Origin of the sequence: Glycomyces tenuis DSM 44171 (genome assembly GCF_000427885.1) — a bacterium.
GTDB classification, from domain to species: Bacteria; Actinomycetota; Actinomycetes; order Mycobacteriales; family Micromonosporaceae; genus Glycomyces; species Glycomyces tenuis.
In genome coordinates, this window is sequence record NZ_ATYW01000001.1 from 453,528 (window position 1) to 468,945 (window position 15,418).

The window sequence follows — 15,418 nt, forward strand, 5'->3', positions numbered from 1 at the left end:
CATGGCGACTGCGACCACTGACCCGGCCCCACCCGTTCCCGACGAGCCGACGGCGCGGTTCTTGAAGGCTCTCGCGTCCGAGGCCCGCCAGCAGGTGATGGTGCTGTTCGCCGACGGTGCCGAGCTGAGCGTCGGCGAAGTGGCCGAGCGGTTGGGCATCGGCCAGTCCACCGCCTCGCAGCAACTCGCGCAGCTCAAGGACGGCGGGCTGCTCACCAGCCGCCGGGAGGCGAAGACGGTCTACTACCGGGCGGACAAGGTCCGGATCGGTGCCGCGCTTGATCGCCTCCGCGCCTTCCTCGACGGCTGCTGCTAGCCGCCGTGACGCTGTGTTCGCAGTCGCTCGGGGTTGCATCCGGTATTGAGGTGCGGGTTTGCGGCTATTGCCTGCGGTGCGATGCCTCCGCTTTTCCGGACACCCCATGTGGTCGGGGTTGCGGTATGGTCTCGCGTTTTGTGGCAGCCGATCCGAAATCCGGCCGGCCCGAACCCCGGAACGCGCCGGGAACCCGACTTCGGCGCCGGTGACGTCGGCACAGACCCCGGTAGCGTGAAGAACAACACAGTCGTCCGCCGCCGACCCGACTCGCACGGAACCGGGCACGCTCATCACCGCGCGGGTATGGCGCCGGGATCAGGCCGGCGCGCCGTGGGCACGGGCCCGATATTCCTCTTTCGCTATGGGTGCGTCGCGGGTACGCTGTCGCCGTGAACGATGACGTTTATCGATACAACGAGGCCCGCTGGGAAGCCCTGGTAGCGAGGGACGCCTTGTTCACCCGACCGATGCTCGACCTGGACGCGGCGAAGGCTCGGGAATACCTGGGCCTGACACGGCTGGGCCTGCCCGGTGACCTGGCGGGCCGCACAGTGCTGTGTCTCGCCGGCGGCGGCGGGCAGCAGTCGGCGGCCTTCGCGCTGCTGGGGGCCGAGGTGACGGTGCTGGACATCGCCGCCGGGCAGCTCTCGCGCGACCGCGCAGCCGCAGCGCATCACGGGGTCGACGTCCGTACCGTCCAGGGCGACATGCGAGACCTGTCGGCCCTCTACGGCTCCTCGTTCGATCTGGTCTGGCATCCGTACTCGCTGACGTTCGTCCCCGACTCGCGGGTGGTCTTCGGTGAGGTCGCGAAGGTCATCGGCAGCGGCGGCCACTACTACCTGATGTGCGCCAACCCCTGCTTCTCCGGGCTCACGCATCATGCGTGGAACGGGGAGGGCTATCTGTTGCGGCAGCCCTACACCGATGAGGCCGTGACCAGTTACCCCGACCAGGACTGGGTCTACGACCAGACCGCCCACGACCAGCCCGTCGACCGGCCCGTGGAGTACCGGCAGACGCTGAGCCGGATCGTCAACGGCCTGATCGGGGAAGGCTTCACGCTGACCTTCCTCTCAGAGGTCCGAAACGATGCCGACGCCGGCGCCCCGGCACCGCAGCCGGGCAGTTGGGAGCACTTCACCTCGGTGGCACCACCGTGGCTGGAGTTCGTCTGGCGGCACTGACCAGGTGTCCCGCGGCGGAGCCCGCGGATATGGCGCCAGGAGGCGGCCGAAACGCTCGCGAGTCGCGGGACCGCCGCCGACACTTGATCGAGGCCGTCACCTTGTTGTGGATCAGATCCAGGCCTGACTCGCCAACCGCTGGGGACGCTATGCCGTAGGCCGCTGCGAGTCTCTTCTGAAGTGCCGTTGCCGAACGCCAGGGCGAGCTGCCGGCGTCGGTCGGCCGTCGACTGCCCCTGGCCGCTCGCCTTTCCAAGACCCTCACAGCGGGACCTTCGGTGCTCCGCGTCCGGCGAGCCCGTATCGAGTTCGTAATGGATTCGTATCGCCGGTGTGCAGGCTGCATACAGCAAGCGAAGGAGTGCGGCCATGGGTGGCAGAAAGATCGATCCCGACGAGATTCGAAGCGTAGCGGACAAGGAGGTCGAACATGTCGCCGAGCTCTACGACGACTTGGTCAGCCTGACGGCGGGGGCGGGAGTGGCCCGCGACGGCGCGTTCAGTGATTCGAAGGGGAAGATCCACGCCTTCGGCGACACCTGGGACCAGTGCTTCAAGCTGTTCTACAACTGCCTGTACGAGACCGCTGCCGCGAGCGAGTCGTACAAGAAGGCCCTGAAGCAGGTCGCCGAGGTCGCCGAGGACGACGAGGCCATGTTCGAGCCCAGCTTCGAGGACGCCATGGACGGCGAACTCCACTCCGAATACGAGACCGCCGAAGAGCAGGTGAAGGACCAGGGCATCGACCCGGGGACGGAGGAGGCCGACATCTACGACCTGGAGGAAGCCCCGAATTCGCAGAACGAGGGCCCGAGGTAGCCGGAACGGCCCGTGACGGAAGGAGACGGAAGATGGTCGAAGGAGCAGGCGGGGAGGACCTTGACCTGGACGAGGTCCCGACCAAGGAGGAGATCCTGGAGCTCATCGAGAAGCTCCGGGAGGCGTTCATCGCCATGAAGGTCAGGGCGCTCTGCAAGAAGCAGTGGAAGGACCTGACGATCACCGAAGAGGATCAGGCGCCGATCGGAGCGGTCGGCGAGACCGTGGACCGGGGTCACATCTTCGAATACTCGGATGATCAGTACGCTCATGAGTTCGACTCTCCTGATGGGGAGTCGGCCACGGGCCAGGACCGCCGTTGGGAGCGGGTGTGGAAGGTCAAATGGTCGTCGTACACCGATTGCCCGGTGGACGCGGACTGCGATGACCAGACCGCCTGGGGGCTCGGCGTCCAGGCGAAGGAATGGGCCGACACGGAGCTGCAGGAGTGGTCCGAGCGCTTCTCCGAGCTGCTGGAGGACGGCGACATCGCCTCGACCGAAGTCCTCTACCTCGGGATGGAGAAGGTCCATTCGACGCTTTACTCCGCCGCCGACTCCGGTGCGGACGGCTCCTACCAGGCCATCTACGCGCTCAGTGAGGACGGCAGCGAGGACTGGCAGGGCGAGGACGCGAAGCTGGCCCATGAGGAGTACGGCGGAGTGATCAAGCAGGCCGGGGACAATCACACCGCCATGGCGCAGATCCTGCGCGACCATGCGAACAACGACCTGGCACTCCAAGCGGCCGTGCATTGCGCCCTCCGCGACTGCGTCAAGCAGGTGCACAACACGATTCGCCAGAAGACGTATCTGGACCACTACGAGGAATGGGACGTTCTCGGCCATGCGAGCGTGTCCGTCGGGGGCGTCGCGCTGAAGTTCGCCACCAGAGCACTGGGGTGGGTCGGCTTCATCCTGACCGTGGCCGACTTCGCCGGTGTCAAGGTGACGATCGAGACCACGATCGAACGGGAGCTGAACGAGAACCAGTTCGAGGAGATCAGGTCCACCGTGATGGACGTCCTGGACGAGACGGAGTCCCTGATCGAGGACACCCGTGAGGAGCTGAAGCGGGAGATCGAGACGGCCTTCGATCCCTTCTTCTACGGAGTCGCCAGCGGCGACCCCGCCTATATTCCGGGCGGGGGCATCTGATGACCGCCTTGCCGCTCGGCGATCAACCGCCCCGAGCTGGCGACCGCATTCCCCGGGCCGCTGCGCGGGAATGGATGCGGGCAGGCGTGAGTTCGCCCGGTGACCTCTGGGATGGTTTGATATCGCTTGGGGCGCAACGGCAGTGCGGGACCGGTTCAAGCGACCATATGAGTGGCGAGATCTGGTGAGCGCCGAGGCGAACCGTGCCCGGCCTTGATGCGGCCGGTCAACCTGCGGTTTCTTGATCGGCGCTGCGATGAGGGTCAGCCTTCTTGAAGGCGTCGGAGTTTATCCTGCAGTTCCTCGTGGAGCTGAGGTGAGATGCCGGCCCTCACGAGGCCGACCGCTTTGCGCCACACCGCTGCCGCGGCGTCCAGATTGCCGAGTGCGAGGTGAGCGTCGCCCAAGCGTGAAAGCGCCTCCGCTGTGGCCTTCTCGTCTCCGAGCTGCTCGAACCGCTCGATCGACTCCTCGAAGAATCCGATCGAGCGCTCCGCATCGCCGTTGTGCAGGTGGATGTACCCGATGGTGTCCGCGACGTTGGCGATGTGGTTGACGTCGTCGAACCGGTAGGAGGCCTGGTAAGCGCGGGTGGCGTACTCGAGTGCGTTGTCGTACTCACCGCTCGCCGCGAGATACCACCCGACCGTATTGAGCATGACCGCCTCACCGTGCCCGTTGCCCAGCGACTCGACGGTCCGCAGTGCCCGGTGCGCGTGTTCAAGGGCTTCGGCGGTCCGTCCTTGCGCGTGGTACATCATGGCGAAGGTCCGGTCGATGTGGGCCGAAAGCACCGGGTCGAGGTCGGCGCACAATGCCGTGGTCTCGCGCATGAGCGCGAACGCCCGGTCGTGATCGCCGTTCCTGGAGTAGGACTGGGCCAGGTAGCGCAAGAGATGCGCCTGCCCCGTGAAGTCCCCGAGGCGTCTGGCCGCATTGACGCCGAGTTCCGTGAGTTTTATGCCTTCGCGCCAGTGACCGCACCCGTCCGAGAAGTGGACCACCGCCCAGGCCAGCCGCCATGCCGGGACGTCGAACCCGGTCGCCGCCGCGGACCGGATCAGCGCGCTGATCACCGCGTACTCGGCCGTGAACCAGGCCAACGCCGCCTGCCTGTCCTCGGCCTCCTCATGCGCGACACCGGGGACGGGCGGGGCGTGCTCGATCGGGTCGCGAGTCGGGTCGATCGCGAGTGCGCAGTCGTGAGCGGACCGCACATAGTGGTCGAACATCCTGTCGAGCGCCGAAGCGCGCTCATCCTCGTCGAGTTCGTGCGCGAGTTCGGCCGTGTAGGTCCGAACGAGGTCGTGGCAGGAGTACCGGCCGGGTTCGTGCTCGCGGACGAGCTGCGCGGATTCGAGTGCCCGCAGCAGCCGCCGCGCCTTCCCCCGGTCGATCGCCGCGAGACTCGCGACCGCCGCCACCGTGTAGTCGGGGCCGGGATGGAGCCCGAGGAGTCGGAACACCCTGGCGCTCTCGGGATCGAGGGCCCGATACGACGAGGCGAACACCGTCCGCAGGTCCGCGGCGGGGTCGCCTCCGGCGAAGGCGTCGAGGTCGGCGCTGAGTTCGTCGGCGAGGGCGTCCAGTGGGAAGTCGGGCCGAGTCGCCGCCCGCGCGGCCGCGATGGCCAAGGCCAGGGGGAGGCCGCCACACGCTCTCGAGATCCGTTGCACCGCTGAATGGTTCGCTGCGACGGTCGCCTTGCCCAGGCGGTTCTCGAGCAGTGTCATCGACTCGCCCTCCGAGAGCTGTCCGAGGACGACGGGGCGGGCCGAGTGGGTCGCGGCGAGGCCTGCCAGAGAATTCCGACTCGTCACCACGGTCACGGCGAGTGCGCCGCCCGGCAGCAGTGGCCGGACCTGGGCGGCGTCGCGGGCGTTGTCGAGGACGACGAGCACGCGGCGGTTCGCGACCAGGCTTCGATAGAGCTCGACCTGGGCCTGAGGGTCGGAAGGGATGCGCGAGGGCGCGACGCCGAGGGGTTCGAGGAAGTGCCGTGCCGCGTCGCCGGGTTCGAGCGGTTTGCTCTGCGGGTCGAAGCCGCGGAGGTTGACGTGCAGTTGACCGTCGGGGAAATGCTCGGCGACCTGGCGTGCCCAGTGGACGGTGAGGCTGGTCTTCCCCGCACCCCCGGCGCCGGTCACGAGCGCGACGAGCGGCTCGCCCTCCGATTTGAGCATGGCGTCGAGTCGCCGCAGGTGTTCGGTGCGGCCGGTGAAGCCGCCGATGCCCGCCGGGAGCTGCGCGGGGATCGCGGCGGGTTCGGTGCGGGCGGGGTCGAGGCCGGAGTCTTCGCGCAGGAGCGCCGTGTGCAGCTCGCGCAGGTCGGGAGTCGGGTCCACACCGAGGGCGTACCCGAGCCGCTCGGCGAGTTCGGCGTAGGCGGTCAGGGCCTCAGGGGTGCGGCCGGTGCGGTGGAGCGCCAGCATGAGCTGCGCGGTGAACGGCTGGCGCAGTGGGTGTTCGGCGACGAGGCGGCGCAGCTCGGAGGTCAGTCCCTCGTGGAGTCCCAGGTCGAGTTCGAGTGCTATCCGCTGTTCCAGCAGCGAGAGCCGCTCTTCTTCGAGTTCGGCGGCGAGGCCGCCGACGAGCAGCCCGCCGATGCCGCCGAAGGCGGGTCCGCGCCACTCGGCGAGCGCGGAGCGGACCGATTCGAGGGCCCCCGGGAGATCGCTCCCTTCGCGGCGGTGCCGGGCCTCGGTGGCGTGCGCGCGGCTGCGGAGCAGGTCGAGTTCTTCCGCGGCGACGTCGAGGCGGTAGCCCTGGCCGACCGTGCGGAGCCGGTCGCGGCCGGCTCCCAGGGCGCGGCGGAGGCCGCTGACGACGTTCCGCACCTGCTGGCGCGCGGTCTCGGGCGGGGTGTCGTCCCACAGGGCCCGTTCGATCCGGTCGATGCCGACCAGGCGGCCCGACTCGTGGAGCAGCACGGCGAGCAGCCGCCGTTGGTGGGGGCCGCGCAGGGGGAGGACCCGGTCGCCGCTGCGGACCTCCATCGGCCCGAGTATCCGGAAATCCACGGCGCCCCCATTGTTCCGATTCTGCCGCTCATGAGGAGTTTCCCATGTCGGGCAGGTGAACGGGGGACGAGCGGGCGGTGGTGTCCATCTGCCCGGCCGCGGCGCCGCGGGGCGGTGTTTGACCCGGGCGGGATCTTGCGCCTAGTATTTGTATACGCAGTCGTTTGCGTATTCAAATTGAGGTGATGCCATGGACGGTGCACGAGTCTTGGTGGCCGGAGCCGGGCCGAGCGGGCTGACCCTCGCCTGCGGGCTTGCGGCCCAAGGAATTCCGGTGACAGTGGTCGACGGCGCCGAAGGCCCCTCCCCGACCTCGCGCGCCAACATCCTCCACGCCCGGGGCGTCGAGGTCCTGACCCGGACCGGGGCCATCGGCGATCTCGTCGAGCGGTCGCTCGAGCCGATCGGCATCACCATGCACGCGGGTGCGAAACCGCTGGTGACCATGCAGTTCTCCGAGGACGACAAGGAGCACTTCCAGGCGCTGTTCATCTCGCAGGCGCTCATCGAGGAGGAGCTGCGGAGGCGGCTCGGCGAACTCGGCGTCGCGGTCGAGTGGGGCCGCCGGGTTCTCGGCGCGGACCAGGGCGGCGACGGCGTCACCGTCGCGTTCGAGGGCGGGCGGAGTGAGCGCTTCGACTGGGTCGTGGGCTGCGACGGCGCCCGCAGTGCCGTCCGCGAAGCCGCCGGAATCGCCTTCCCCGGCGTCGAAGTGGTCGAGCAGTTCCTCCTGGCCGACGTCCACGCCGACTGGGACCGCGAGCGGAACCGCTCGGCCGGCTGGTTCCACGACGACGGCCTGTTCCTGACGATCCCCATGCGCGACAAGGAAGACGACCTGTGGCGCCTCATGGCCTCGGTCGAGAAGAGCGACCGCCGGCTCGAGCCCGAGGACATCGTCGCCGCATTCGAGAAGCTGGTGCCCGAGCGCTCCGGGGACCACGGCCTGCGCATCAAGAGCGCCGTGTGGACCTCGGTCTTCCGAGTCCAGCGCCGCCTCGCCGACGACTACCGGCGCGGACGCATCCTGCTCGCCGGGGACGCCGCGCACATTCACAGTCCCATCGGCGGACAGGGCATGAACACCGGCATCGGCGACGCCGAGAACCTGGCGTGGAAGCTCGCCCTGGTCGCCTCCGGCCGGGCCGGCGAGGAACTGCTCGACACGTACGGGGCCGAGCGGCGCCCGCTCGCGACCGAGGTGCTCAAGCGGACCACCGACAACACGAAGCTCCTGGTGGGGGACACCGCGGTACGGCGAGTGCTGCGGGACCTGTTCTTCGTGCCGCTGCTGAACCTCGATGCGGTGCAGCGCCGGGCCACGCGCGTCAACTCGCAGCTGTGGGTGACGTACCGGAAGGGCCCGCTCGGCGGCGGGGGCCGCGGCCGGGGCGCCCGGCCCGGCGACCGGATCCCCGACCGCGACTGCACGCGGGCCGACGGCGCGAAGACCCGCCTGTTCGACGTCCTCGGACCGGCCTGGGCGCTGCTCGTCCCCGGTGCGGAGGGCGACGATCCGCAGGTCCCCGCGGTGATCCGCGCGTGCCTCGGCGACAATGTCGAAGTGCTGCACACCGACACCGATGACCTCCTGCTGGTGCGCCCCGACGGCCATCTCGCCTGGCGCGGGACCGACCCCGCGGAGGCCGCCGCCAGGCTCCGCGACGCCTTCGCGCTCGGGGGCGGGCGATGAGCGGCTCCCCGGCGGTGCGGAACGACGGCCCCGGCCGCCCCCGCGATCCTGCTGCCGACCAGGCGATCCTCAAGGCCGCCATGGACCTCCTCGTCGAGCGCGGCGTCGAGCACACCAGCATCGAGCAGATCGCCAAGCGCGCCGGGGTCGCCAAGGTCACCGTCTACCGCCGCTGGAGCTCTAAAGAGGACCTGTTCGCGCAGGCCATCGAGGCCGCGCGCGACGAACTCCCGAACGTCACCGACGCCCGCCGGCCCGGCCAGAAGCTTCCCGACCTCATCGGCGAACTCCTGCCTCGCTGGGGCGAGCTGCTGGCCGAGCCGCGCTTCCGCGCCCTCACCGCGCGGCTGCTCGGGGCGGGACCGAGCCACCCGCGGCTGCTCGAGGCGTATGTGAAGCACCACGCCGAGCCGCGCCGCCTGCGAGCCCGGGCCGCGATGCTCCAAGCGCAGGAGGACGGCGTGCTCGAGGCGGACGCCGACGTGGACATGCTCATCGACATGATGACCGGGGCGGCCGTGCAGCGGCTGCTGCTCAGTCCGGAGCCCGCGACCCCGGAGGAGATGACGGCGTACCTGCGCCGACTCCTGCGCCAATGCGGGTTCACCGTCGCCTGAGCGAAGCCGCATCGGTTCGAACGCGCTGGGGCGGCGACCGGGTCGACCCGGTGCGCCCGAGCGAAGAGGCGACCACGTCCGCCCGCATGCGGGGTCGCCTGCCGCCCGGTCGGTCCGTGCATCAGATTCTCAAGGCGGCCGGTGGCCGGGTCCTCGGCCGGCCGCGGGCCCGGCACGGGGCCTCGGAGCGATCTGTTGCAGTTCGATAAAGAAAACCGATGGGAGCGTGACCGGTCTACCTGCCACGGGGCCCGCGCCCCCGCTTCGAAAGGCCGCGAAGCGCACCAAGCTGTAACCACGGATGGGTAAGTTCACGCCGTCGCAGACCCGTTTCGAGAAAGGCGCGCGGAAACATGCCATCCGTGTTCGAAGACCCAGAAGGATACATGCGGGAATTCGAGAACCGCATAAACACCATGGTCGAGAAGGCGTCCTCCCTGGACGAGGCGCTCGGGGCGACCGCGGCCACCGCGAGATCCGAAGGCGGCGAGGTGCGCGTCACGGTGGGCGTCGGCGGCGCCCTCCAGGAGATCCACCTCAACTCCAAGGCGCAGACGCTGAGCCCCAGGGCCCTCGCCGCCATGATCAAGGAGACCTACGACGAGGCGGCGGTCCAGGCCGGCGACGCCTCGGCCCGGGCGCTCTCCGACGTGTTCGGGGAGGACAGCGAGATCGTCCAGCAGGTCAGAGCGAACCGTCCCCCCGAGGAGTAGCCGCGTGCAGGACCGCAACGACATCCCCTCCGCCGAGGCGTTCGAAACCCACGCCGCGGGCATCAAGTCCAAAGTAGTCGAACCTGTGGCGCAGGCCTTCGACGCCGCCCAGCAGAAGGGGTTCGGCGACGTCCTCGACTTCGGGATCGTCAACCTGCCGTTCGCGGGCGGCGCCGCCGACCTGGCGGGCAAGGCCACCGAGGCCGTCGGCCTGGCCCGCGAAGGCACCGAGGAGCTCGCCGCCAGGATCAAGGAGACCGGCCAGGCCTACCACGACAACGACGACGCCGTCGCGGACGCGTTCAACAAGTTCACCAGCGAGACGGAGCAGCAATGAACGACCTCATCGTCGAACCCGACAAGTCCGTGCCCGGCGCCGGCACCTTCACCGGCGCGAAGGCCCTGCACAGCGCGCAGCTCCTCGCGAACTCCGAGACCGACCTGGAGAAGGGCCTCAACGGCACGGTCATGGCGCTGGACATCATCGGCATGGTCCTCAACCCGCTCATGGGATTCATGAAGGCCGGCGTCGGTTTCCTCATCGAGCACGTCGGGCCGCTCCGGGACTTCCTCGACATGCTGGCGGGCGACCCCGTCTCCATCAACGCCACCAAGGACACCTGGAAGAACATCCAGGCCGCGCTGGACCAGGCGGCCACCGACCTCATCGGCGACGCGGGCACCGTGGCCGACTGGACCGGCGACGCCGCCGACGCCTACCGGGGCAGGATCGCCGACTTCGAGGCCGCGATCCGGGCCGGAAGCTCCGCCTCCGGGAGCATCGCGAAGTACATGGAGGTCATGGGCATCTGGACCGCGGTCACCCGCGCGCTGGTGCTGGAGCTCATCTGCGAGTTCGTGTCCCGCGCCATCATGTACGCGCTCGCGGCGCTGGCGGCCTCGTGGTTCACCTTCGGCGGTTCACTCGCGGCCATGGTCGCGGGGGTCATCGCGGACGCCATGGTCCTCATCGCCAAGATCTCGACGCACTTCGTCAAGCTCGGCAACGCCATGTCGAAGCTCGCGGGCCGCTTCCCCAAGCTCGCCGGCTCGCTCGACGACGCGGGCAAGGCCGTGTCGAACTTCGGGACGAAGGGGTACAACAGCAGCGTCAAGAAGAACATCGCCATGCACAACAAGATGTTCAATCAGCAGCAGACGGCGATCGAATACGGCGACATCAGCAAGGGAATCGGCGGCTGGATGGGGGGCCACCAGGGTGCCAACCAGAAGACGATCTACGACACGCTTCGAGGCCCCTTCGGCTCCGGCAACATCCCCGGCACCGGCGGTCTCAGCCCCGTCTACAAGGACAAGGTGATCCCGCCGACGTCCATCCGCGGGCACGAGGTCACCGGCGGCAAGAGCGTTGCCGAGATCATCGGCGGCTACCCGCTGACCGGTGTCAAGGGCGGCATGAAAGGCGCCCCCGCCGCGACGCAGGACCCTTCGCAGGGCGAACCGCAGGGCCAATCGCAGCAGTGACCGGCGGCCCGGCGGCGGAACGAAGGGCCCGGGGCCGCCGAAGGCGGCCCCGGGCCTGATCGCGGCCGGACGCGGAACAACCGTCACCCGACCGGGTTGAAGACCCGGCGACCGGGCGGACTGTCGGCCGACGTCGAACCGTTCGCGAGCGAGCCGGTCAGAGGGCGGCGCCGCTCCGCCGAGGAGTCATCGCCGCTCACCGGGGAGGTCTTTGGCAAGGCAGATCGTCCCCTCCGGTCCGGCGAGTGATGTCGGCCGGTAGCCCGTGTTCCGGTAGAGGGCGATGTTCCGCAAGCTCTTGGCCCCGGTGAACAGCACGGCTCGGCGGCAGTCCGGTTCGGCGGCGAGCTCGGCGGCGCGCAGCAGCCACCGGCCCAGACCTCGGCCTCGCAGGTCGGGAACGACGGCGAGCCGACCCAGGTGCCAGTCGGTCCCCACAGGGCGGGTCCGCACCATGCCGAGCAGTCGGCCGTCGAGCCGGATGCCGGTGGCGTTCCAGCTCGTGAGCCACTCGCGCACCTCCTCCGGCGACTCGCGCAGTGCCGGAATGGCCGTGGTGTCGTTGGCCACGGCCTCTTCGACCCAGCAGCACCGTTGCAGCACAGTGACTTCCGGGGCGTCGTCCGGGGTCAGCCGCCTCGCGTGGGACCCTGCCAACGGGCCGGGCACGGCCCCGGCTCGGGCGTGTTCGCGCATCGGCCGCAAGGCGTGGGCGAGGCGGACCAGCTCGTCCAACATGGCGGCACCCGCCGCGTCGCGGGCGGCATCCGGCCGCAGCCGCCCGTGCTCCACCGAATCGCCGATGCGGATCGCGACCGTGGCGCCCAGCGGGACCAGGCGCAAGGCGCTCACCACCTGCTTGGCGTGCTGGACCGACCGGGTCCCGGCCGAGGTGTTGCCGTAGCCGACGAAGCCGATCGGCTTCCAGGCCCACTCGTCGCCGAGGCAGTCCAGTGCGTTCTTCAGCGTGGCGGGCATCCCGTGGTTGTACTCCGGTGTGACCGCGATGAACCCGTCCGCCGCGTCGACGATGGCGCTCCACCGGCGAGTGTGCTCGTGCCGGTAGACGCCCGAGGAAGGATGTTCCTCCTCGTCCAGGAACGGCAGGTTCAGATCGCCGAGGGCCACCGGTGTGAGCTTGACGCCGATTTCCGCGGCCCGAGGGGCGATCGCGTCGATCAGCCATCGCCCCACGGCCGGGCCGAGGGCGCCCGGACGGGTGCTGCACGTCAGCACGGCGACCCGAAGCAATTTCATTGACATGGAAACGAAGTGTACGTGGTAAGTTGATTACATGTCAACGACATCGTCGGCGAGGACCGTGCCCTGGTTGAACCCCGACGAAGACCGGGCCTGGCGGGCCTTCCGGCGGCTCATGGTCGCGGTCCAGACCGGCACGGCCCGCGACTTGGCCGCGATCGGGCTCTCCGAACCCGACTACGAGGTGCTGAGCACACTGTCCGAACGCGACGCCCACACCAGTACGCTGAGGGAGCAGGCGGAGAAGATGGGCTGGTCGCGGAGCCGGCTGTCCCGGCACGCGAGCCGCATGGAGGCGCGCGGTCTGCTGCGGCGCGCACCCGACCCGGCCGACGGCAGGGGCTGCCTGCTCGTGCTGACCGCGCGGGGCCTCGAAGTCCTCGAGGACGCCGCGCCCGCCCACGTCGAGTCGGTGCGGCGCCACTTCATCGATCGGCTCACGCCGGAAGACCTCGCCGCCCTCGAGCGAATCGCCGGGAGCGTCCACGGAGCTCGTCGGCATTTCCCTTGAGTCACCGACGTCGACGAGCGGCGCGGATGTCGTCGGTGAGGTCCACGATCCGCCGGTGGCCCGAAGCCGCCTGGCGCGACAGCCGCATTTCGTTGCGCCTTCGGCAGCGGGGTTGCCGTGTCAGTCATCGCCGATGGCGGTGATGACGGCTTGGACGACCTGGTCGATCCGCCGCGGGGCCTCGTCCGGGTCCGGGCTGCCCGCGTCGAGCCAGATCATGATCGCCTCGACGGCGACGGTGAGCGACAGCCGTGAGGCCCACAGCCGCCACCGCTCGTCCGCGCCGGCCTCGGCGAGGTGGCCGTAAACGAACCGCGCCATCTCGTCGCGGAGCCGGTCGATGTCGTCGCGGAACTTCCGTTCCCGCCGGCGAGTCGAGCCTTCCGAGGGCCGGCCGCGGGTCAGCCGGTCCGGCGTTCGCGGTCGCGGGTGGCGGCCAGCGTGCCGAGCAGCGAGAGCGCCTCGGCGCTGGCCGAGCCGGGCTCGGCATGGTAGACGATCAACTCCTGCCCGGGCGCGGACTTGACGTCGAAGGCGTTTATCCGCAGCGTCAGCTCTCCGACCTCCGGATGGTCGAACCGCTTGCTCTCGAGCCGTTTGCCGCGCGCGTCGTGGCGTTCCCAGATCTCGGTGAACGCCGGGCTTCGGTCCAGCATGGTCCGCAGGACCTCGCCGACGCGCGGGTCTTCGGGGAACATGCCGTGCAGGATCCGGAAGCCGGCGACCGTGTAGGACGCGGTGCGGTCCCAGTCGGAGTAGAACGTTCGGGCGTTCGGGTCGAAGAACATCTTCATCAGCAGGTTCGGTCCCTGCCGGAAGCCGTCGAACAGCGCGTACGCCAGGCGGTTTCCGGCGAGCACGTCATAGGCGCGGCCGAGCACGATCGCGGGGTTGTCGGACCACATGTCCATGAGCCTCAGCAGACCGGGGTCGACCTGCTCGGCGGCGGCCGCGTCTGTCGGCTTCGGTCCGAGACCGGCGATTCGGAACAGGTGCAGCCTGGCGTCGTCGTCGAGCCGCAGCGCCCGGCCGAGGGCGTCGAGGACCTGCGCGGACGGCTTCCGCTCCCGGCCCTGTTCGAGCCGCACGTAGTAGTCGAAGCTCACCTTCGCCATGGCCGCGACCTCTTCGCGGCGCAGCCCGGGGACCCGCCTGACCCCGTGGGACGAGACGCCGGCCGTTTCGGGGTCGACCTGGGCGCGGCGGGCGCGCAGGAACTCGCCGAGTTTGTTCTCGACCATGCCTCCATGGTAGGTCCGCTCGGCCGAACGAGCCTGGGTGCGGCACTCCCAGGCGGATCGCTGCCTTCCCCGGCGGCGCGGACCGTGTGAGTGTGGTTCGCGCAACCACAGAGCCGAGAGGATTCGATCATGAAGAGTTGGCTGATCACCGGCGCGTCCAAGGGCTTCGGGCGCGCCTTCACCGAGGCCGCGCTGGAGCGCGGTGACCGGGTCGCGGCGACGGCGCGCGACATCGCGGCGCTGGCCGACCTCGAAGCACGGTATCCGGAGCTGGTCGCCCTGCGACTCGATGTCACCGACGCCGCTGCGGTCCGGGACCGGGTCGCCGAGGCCGAGGAGCGGCTCGGGGCCTTGGACGTCGTGGTGAACAACGCCGGATACGGTCACTTCGGCGCCGTGGAGGAGGTCACGGACGCCGAACTCCGCGACCAGCTGGAGACCAACGTGTTCGGCGCCATGCGCGTCGTACGGGCCGCGCTTCCCCGGATGCGGGAGCGGGGACGCGGGCGCATCGTGCAGGTCTCCTCCATCGGCGGCGTGGGCGCATTCGCCAATCTGGGCGCCTACCACGCGTCGAAGTGGGCGCTCGAAGCGCTCAGCGAGTCACTCGCGAACGAGGTCGCGCGGTTCGGCGTCGAGGTCACCATCGTCGAGCCGGGCGGATTCGCGACCGACTGGGCGGGCCCCTCGGCGCGGTGGAGCGAGCCGCTCGCGGCGTACGACCCGATGCGGGACGAGGCGGCGGCCAGGCGAGGCACGCAGGCGCCCGGCGATCCCGCCGCGGCGGCTCGAGCGCTGCTGGAGGTCGTCGACGCTCCCGAGCCGCCGCTGCGCGTCCTGTTCGGGGCGCTCGCGCCGGGGATCGTCTCCGGCATCTACGAGCGTCGGCTCCAGGAGTGGGAGGCGTGGAGGGAGATCGCGGACCGCGCGCAGGGGACGGCCCCGCCGGCGTAGGCCCTCTGGGGCGGCCGCGTGCGGTCGCGGCGTCCTGGAACGACGGTCGACGGCTCAGTCCGATCGCCGCTCGTCTCCGATGAAGGCGAGCACCGATTCGAAACGGTCCTTCGTCTCGGCGATGGCGCGGTACTCGGCCTCGATGCGGGCGTGCTCCTCGTGGATGACGGCCCTCTGCTCGGGAGTGATCTCGTCGGGGCCGCCGCACCTGCGGAGCTTCGCGATGGCCCTGCTGGGGAAGCCGTTCCTGAGCATCATCCGGATCCAGAGGACCTGGTCGACCGCGTCCCGGGTGTAGATCCGCTGGCCGCTCGCGGTCCGCTCGGGCCGGAGGAGTCCTTGCTCTTCGTAGTACCTGATGGCGCGTACGGTCGCGCCCGTCGCCTCGGCCAGTTCCCCGATGCGCATCCGCGTCCTCCCGAGTCCTCGATCGATGTGGCGT

At 69.7% G+C, this 15,418-nt stretch carries 16 protein-coding genes; 11 read left to right on the forward strand and 5 right to left on the reverse strand.

Annotation, left to right across the window (positions count from 1 at the left end):
* The first annotated feature begins 1 nt into the window (after position 1).
* The 4 genes from YWW_RS0102240 (at position 2) to YWW_RS0102255 (ending at position 3,482) form a co-directional block, all read left to right on the forward strand.
* Positions 2-316 carry an ArsR/SmtB family transcription factor gene (locus tag YWW_RS0102240; RefSeq protein ID WP_026928813.1) on the forward strand — a complete coding sequence of 105 codons (315 nt, stop codon included), beginning with the start codon at positions 2-4 and terminating at the stop codon, positions 314-316.
* A 392-nt stretch (positions 317-708) separates the two neighbouring features.
* On the forward strand, positions 709-1,506 hold the full coding sequence (locus YWW_RS33650; RefSeq protein WP_155829831.1) for a class I SAM-dependent methyltransferase: 798 nt from the start codon (positions 709-711) through the stop codon (positions 1,504-1,506).
* 369 nt (positions 1,507-1,875) lie between these two features.
* Positions 1,876-2,325, forward strand: a complete 450-nt coding sequence (locus tag YWW_RS0102250) for a hypothetical protein (RefSeq protein WP_026928814.1) — start codon at positions 1,876-1,878, stop codon at positions 2,323-2,325.
* A 32-nt stretch (positions 2,326-2,357) separates the two neighbouring features.
* Positions 2,358-3,482 (forward strand): hypothetical protein, encoded by a 1,125-nt coding sequence (locus YWW_RS0102255; protein WP_026928815.1) that lies wholly within the window; start codon positions 2,358-2,360, stop codon positions 3,480-3,482.
* Between the two features lie 263 nt (positions 3,483-3,745).
* Here the strand turns inward: YWW_RS0102255 and YWW_RS0102260 are convergent, their stop codons facing one another.
* Entirely contained in the window at positions 3,746-6,478 is a 2,733-nt protein-coding gene (locus YWW_RS0102260) for an AfsR/SARP family transcriptional regulator (protein WP_051325275.1), read from the reverse strand.
* 214 nt (positions 6,479-6,692) lie between these two features.
* On the opposite strand from YWW_RS0102260, the gene YWW_RS27855 reads away from it, so the two are divergent.
* The 5 genes from YWW_RS27855 to YWW_RS0102285 all read left to right on the forward strand — a co-directional run bounded on the left by YWW_RS27855 (position 6,693) and on the right by YWW_RS0102285 (position 11,010).
* Positions 6,693-8,195 carry an FAD-dependent monooxygenase gene (locus YWW_RS27855; protein ID WP_051325276.1) on the forward strand — a complete coding sequence of 501 codons (1,503 nt, stop codon included), beginning with the start codon at positions 6,693-6,695 and terminating at the stop codon, positions 8,193-8,195.
* Positions 8,192-8,812 (forward strand): TetR/AcrR family transcriptional regulator, encoded by a 621-nt coding sequence (locus tag YWW_RS0102270; protein ID WP_026928817.1) that lies wholly within the window; start codon positions 8,192-8,194, stop codon positions 8,810-8,812. Before YWW_RS27855 ends, YWW_RS0102270 begins: the two co-directional genes overlap by 4 nt.
* A 386-nt stretch (positions 8,813-9,198) precedes the next feature.
* Positions 9,199-9,525 (forward strand): YbaB/EbfC family nucleoid-associated protein, encoded by a 327-nt coding sequence (locus YWW_RS0102275; RefSeq protein ID WP_026928818.1) that lies wholly within the window; start codon positions 9,199-9,201, stop codon positions 9,523-9,525.
* A 4-nt stretch (positions 9,526-9,529) separates the two neighbouring features.
* On the forward strand, positions 9,530-9,862 hold the full coding sequence (locus tag YWW_RS0102280; protein ID WP_026928819.1) for a hypothetical protein: 333 nt from the start codon (positions 9,530-9,532) through the stop codon (positions 9,860-9,862).
* Positions 9,859-11,010: a hypothetical protein gene (locus YWW_RS0102285; protein WP_026928820.1), complete on the forward strand. Its 1,152-nt coding sequence runs from the start codon at positions 9,859-9,861 to the stop codon at positions 11,008-11,010. Before YWW_RS0102280 ends, YWW_RS0102285 begins: the two co-directional genes overlap by 4 nt.
* Positions 11,011-11,196: 186 nt before the next feature.
* Here the strand turns inward: YWW_RS0102285 and YWW_RS0102290 are convergent, their stop codons facing one another.
* Positions 11,197-12,273 carry a bifunctional NAD(P)H-dependent oxidoreductase/GNAT family N-acetyltransferase gene (locus YWW_RS0102290; protein WP_035697428.1) on the reverse strand — a complete coding sequence of 359 codons (1,077 nt, stop codon included), beginning with the start codon at positions 12,271-12,273 and terminating at the stop codon, positions 11,197-11,199.
* 31 nt (positions 12,274-12,304) lie between these two features.
* Between YWW_RS0102290 and YWW_RS0102295 the strand changes: the two genes are divergently transcribed.
* A complete protein-coding gene (locus YWW_RS0102295; protein ID WP_081687128.1) occupies positions 12,305-12,781 on the forward strand; it encodes a MarR family winged helix-turn-helix transcriptional regulator in 477 nt (158 codons plus the stop codon).
* Positions 12,782-12,901: 120 nt separating this feature from the next.
* Here the strand turns inward: YWW_RS0102295 and YWW_RS0102300 are convergent, their stop codons facing one another.
* Positions 12,902-13,102, reverse strand: coding sequence for a hypothetical protein (locus YWW_RS0102300; protein WP_026928823.1), 201 nt, complete (start codon positions 13,100-13,102; stop codon positions 12,902-12,904).
* Between the two features lie 80 nt (positions 13,103-13,182).
* Entirely contained in the window at positions 13,183-14,022 is an 840-nt protein-coding gene (locus tag YWW_RS0102305) for a helix-turn-helix transcriptional regulator (RefSeq protein WP_026928824.1), read from the reverse strand.
* 129 nt (positions 14,023-14,151) lie between these two features.
* Between YWW_RS0102305 and YWW_RS0102310 the strand changes: the two genes are divergently transcribed.
* Positions 14,152-14,976 carry an oxidoreductase gene (locus YWW_RS0102310; RefSeq protein WP_035697426.1) on the forward strand — a complete coding sequence of 275 codons (825 nt, stop codon included), beginning with the start codon at positions 14,152-14,154 and terminating at the stop codon, positions 14,974-14,976.
* 54 nt (positions 14,977-15,030) lie between these two features.
* Here YWW_RS0102310 and YWW_RS37675 read toward each other — a convergent pair whose 3' ends face one another.
* Positions 15,031-15,384 carry a MerR family transcriptional regulator gene (locus YWW_RS37675; protein WP_035697424.1) on the reverse strand — a complete coding sequence of 118 codons (354 nt, stop codon included), beginning with the start codon at positions 15,382-15,384 and terminating at the stop codon, positions 15,031-15,033.
* Positions 15,385-15,418: the final 34 nt, after the last annotated feature.

Coding starts and splice junctions, on each gene's coding strand:
- YWW_RS0102240 (WP_026928813.1), top strand. CDS start 2: ATGGCGACTGCGACCACTGACCCGGCCCCACCCGTTCCCGACGAGCCG.
- YWW_RS0102275 (WP_026928818.1), top strand. CDS start 9,199: ATGCGGGAATTCGAGAACCGCATAAACACCATGGTCGAGAAGGCGTCC.
- YWW_RS0102300 (WP_026928823.1), bottom strand. CDS start 13,102: ATGGCGCGGTTCGTTTACGGCCACCTCGCCGAGGCCGGCGCGGACGAG.
- YWW_RS37675 (WP_035697424.1), bottom strand. CDS start 15,384: ATGCGCATCGGGGAACTGGCCGAGGCGACGGGCGCGACCGTACGCGCC.
- YWW_RS0102305 (WP_026928824.1), bottom strand. CDS start 14,022: ATGGTCGAGAACAAACTCGGCGAGTTCCTGCGCGCCCGCCGCGCCCAG.
- YWW_RS0102260 (WP_051325275.1), bottom strand. CDS start 6,478: ATGGAGGTCCGCAGCGGCGACCGGGTCCTCCCCCTGCGCGGCCCCCAC.
- YWW_RS0102290 (WP_035697428.1), bottom strand. CDS start 12,273: ATGTCAATGAAATTGCTTCGGGTCGCCGTGCTGACGTGCAGCACCCGT.
- YWW_RS0102295 (WP_081687128.1), top strand. CDS start 12,305: ATGTCAACGACATCGTCGGCGAGGACCGTGCCCTGGTTGAACCCCGAC.
- YWW_RS0102270 (WP_026928817.1), top strand. CDS start 8,192: ATGAGCGGCTCCCCGGCGGTGCGGAACGACGGCCCCGGCCGCCCCCGC.
- YWW_RS0102250 (WP_026928814.1), top strand. CDS start 1,876: ATGGGTGGCAGAAAGATCGATCCCGACGAGATTCGAAGCGTAGCGGAC.
- YWW_RS0102310 (WP_035697426.1), top strand. CDS start 14,152: ATGAAGAGTTGGCTGATCACCGGCGCGTCCAAGGGCTTCGGGCGCGCC.
- YWW_RS27855 (WP_051325276.1), top strand. CDS start 6,693: ATGGACGGTGCACGAGTCTTGGTGGCCGGAGCCGGGCCGAGCGGGCTG.
- YWW_RS0102285 (WP_026928820.1), top strand. CDS start 9,859: ATGAACGACCTCATCGTCGAACCCGACAAGTCCGTGCCCGGCGCCGGC.
- YWW_RS0102255 (WP_026928815.1), top strand. CDS start 2,358: ATGGTCGAAGGAGCAGGCGGGGAGGACCTTGACCTGGACGAGGTCCCG.